This window comes from Brachybacterium sp. AOP25-B2-12 (assembly GCF_052378625.1).
In the GTDB taxonomy this organism is placed as follows: domain Bacteria; phylum Actinomycetota; class Actinomycetes; order Actinomycetales; family Dermabacteraceae; genus Brachybacterium.
Genome location: NZ_JBQSXW010000048.1, coordinates 1 through 2,594 on the forward strand (window position 1 = coordinate 1; position 2,594 = coordinate 2,594).

The window sequence follows — 2,594 nt, forward strand, 5'->3', positions numbered from 1 at the left end:
ACTATGAACACTCGGATCGTCGTGGCCGCGACTCCGATACTGCTCGTGCTCGGCACGCTCTACATCACTGCCCTGGAGTGGAACAACCCGGAGACCCTCGGCGGCATGGCGCCGCCTCTGCGGATCCTCAACGGGTTCACCATGTCCGCCCAGACCAGGACCGCCGGGTTCAACACCATCGACACAGCCGCGATGGACCCGGCGACGTGGCTGGGCATGGACCTGCTGATGTTCATCGGGGGCGGACCGGCCGGCACCGCCGGCGGCATCAAGGTCACCACCTTCGCCGTCCTGTTCTTCCTCATGCTGGCCGAGCTGCGGGGCGCCGGCGCCGTGACGGTGCTCGGCAAACGTCTCTCCCGCGCCGTGCACCGACAGGCCATCACCGTCATCGTCCTGGCCGTCGGTCTCGTTGCTGCCTCCACGCTCCTGCTGATGGTCCTCACCGATTTCTCGCTCGACGAGATCCTGTTCGAGGTGGTCTCCGCGTTCGCCACCGTGGGACTGTCCACCGGCATCACTGCCGATCTACCCGCTGGCGCGCAGCTCGTGCTCATCGCGCTGATGTTCATTGGCCGGCTGGGCCCGATCACCGCCGCCGCCGCTCTCGCCCTGAGGCCGCGACAGATCCTCTATGACCTCCCCAAGGAAAGGCCGATCATTGGCTAAGCACCGACTCTTCCGCAGCACCGACCCAGGAGCTGTCGCGTCCGCGAACGCGGTGGCGGTCATCGGCCTGGGCCGCTTCGGGCAGTCCCTTGCCCTCGAGCTCATGGACAACGGTACCGAAGTGCTCGGCATCGACTCACGCGAGCACGTCGTCCAGTCCTTGAACGGGAAGCTGACCCACGTCGTGGCCGCAGATGCCACTGACGAGCAGGTCCTGCGCCAGCTGTCGATTCCGGAGTTCGATCGCGTGGTCGTAGCGATCGGCAGTGACATCCAGTCCAGCATCTTGGTCACGTCACTGCTCTTGCGGTTCTCGATCGCGCAGATCTGGGCGAAGGCTGTCAGCGACCCGCACGGCCTCATCCTCGAGCAGCTCGGAGTCCAGCACGTCGTGTATCCCGAGAAGGACATGGGTCGTCGTCTCGCGCACATCGTGCGCGGCAGTATCCAGGACTTCATCGAGATCGACACCGACTTCGCGATGGTCAAGACGGAGGTGAACCCTCACTACGCCGGAATGAGGCTCGGTGACAGCAATATCCGACGCAAGCATGGCGTCACCGTGAGCGCCGTCAAGCACCAGGGCGGGGCGTGGCAGGCCGCCGCTGCCGACACCGTGCTGCAGGCCGGAGACATCATTCTGGTCACCGGGCCCACGCGACAGGCGGAACGTTTCAGCCGGCCGTCCGCGTAGTTCCCGGTTGCCACTACGTGCATTCTCGGCGCGGCTAGATGCCGGAGCTGAGGCCGGACGCGGTGAAGTGCTTCTGCATCGGGAGGAGTGGGACTGGTGCGGTTGCCAATAGGGTCCGGATCGGCACTTCTGCGACACATCTGTCGCACTGGGTATAGCCAAACGGAACACCGGGCATCGCAACGAACGTCCTGTTCCAGAAGGTTTGCTTCCCAGTTTTGGCACATGTCTCGGCTAGGGTCCAAGGCATGACTGAAACACAGCGGCCTTCGGGGCAACGCGTGGCCTACGTCCGCGTTTCATCAGCCGGACAGAACCTCGCGCGGCAGCTCGAGGCCGTGGGGGAGTGCGATGAGACGTTCACCGAGAAGCAGTCCGGCAAGACCGCACGGGACCGCCCCCAGCTACAGGCACTGATTCGGCACGTCCGTCACGGCGACCACGTCGTCGTCACCTCCATGGACCGGCTGGCCCGCTCGGTGATCGACCTGAACAACATCGTCCAGCAGATCACCGGTGACCCCGCCCGCCACACGGACGAGGATCCGCGTAAGGGTGCGAGCATCGAGTTCCTCAAGGAACGCCTGACCTTCGCCCCTGGAGGGGAGGATCCGATGGCTGAGTTCCAGCTGAACATGATGGGTGCGTTCGCCCAGTTCGAGCGCGACCTCATCCGGCAGCGCCAGGCCGACGGGATCGCCGCCGCCAAGAAGCGTGGGGCCTATAAGGGCCGGCCCCGCACCCTCGAGGGCGACAAGCTGCGCGAAGTTCGCAACGCCGCCATCGCCGGCACGCCGAAAGTTCAAATCGCGCGTGAACATGGCATCAGCCGATCCACGCTGTATCGCTACCTCGAACAGCCTGCCTTACCGATGGAGGAGTGAGGAGGCCTCGACGTCAGGAGCCTTCGGTATGGGAGGGTTCGAGCGAGCTCCAGGATCCCCCGAGGTCCGCGTCGCTGTAGGCCCGGCCGGAGCCCGACACCCACGAGGCTTCGATATCGAGCCGGTACATCCGCATGGTCGGCCCAATCAAGATCCCAGGCGGAAGCGGTGTTGCGTCCTCGCGACGATCCTGATGAAGCTGTTCCTTTACTGCTGGCATCTCGACACGTATCTCGTGGTGCCGGACTATCAGGGCGGACTCCTCTTCGAGGACCGGTCCCTGTTCGAAGTTGACCCGGATCAGTACGTCGTAGGCGGTGTCTCGGCCAATGTTTCGCACTGCAAGG

4 protein-coding genes are annotated in these 2,594 nt (G+C 64.6%); 3 read left to right on the plus strand and 1 reads right to left on the minus strand.

Annotation, left to right across the window (positions count from 1 at the left end; translation table 11 throughout):
• The 3 genes from ACT3TZ_RS14985 to ACT3TZ_RS14995 all read left to right on the plus strand — a co-directional run.
• Window positions 1-669: potassium transporter TrkG (locus tag ACT3TZ_RS14985; protein ID WP_444584214.1), on the plus strand; the 669-nt coding region annotated here is incomplete at its 5' end.
• Complete coding sequence (locus ACT3TZ_RS14990; RefSeq protein ID WP_444584215.1) at window positions 635-1,363, plus strand: potassium channel family protein; 729 nt, start codon at window positions 635-637, stop codon at window positions 1,361-1,363. The genes ACT3TZ_RS14985 and ACT3TZ_RS14990, both read left to right, overlap by 35 nt.
• A 248-nt stretch (window positions 1,364-1,611) precedes the next feature.
• The gene (locus ACT3TZ_RS14995; RefSeq protein ID WP_444584216.1) at window positions 1,612-2,247 is read left to right on the plus strand and encodes a recombinase family protein; all 636 of its coding nucleotides are present in this window, start codon (window positions 1,612-1,614) and stop codon (window positions 2,245-2,247) included.
• Between the two features lie 13 nt (window positions 2,248-2,260).
• On the opposite strand, the gene ACT3TZ_RS15000 is transcribed toward ACT3TZ_RS14995, so the two are convergent.
• A partial coding sequence (locus ACT3TZ_RS15000; protein WP_444584217.1) for a hypothetical protein occupies window positions 2,261-2,594 on the minus strand: 334 nt, incomplete at its 5' end.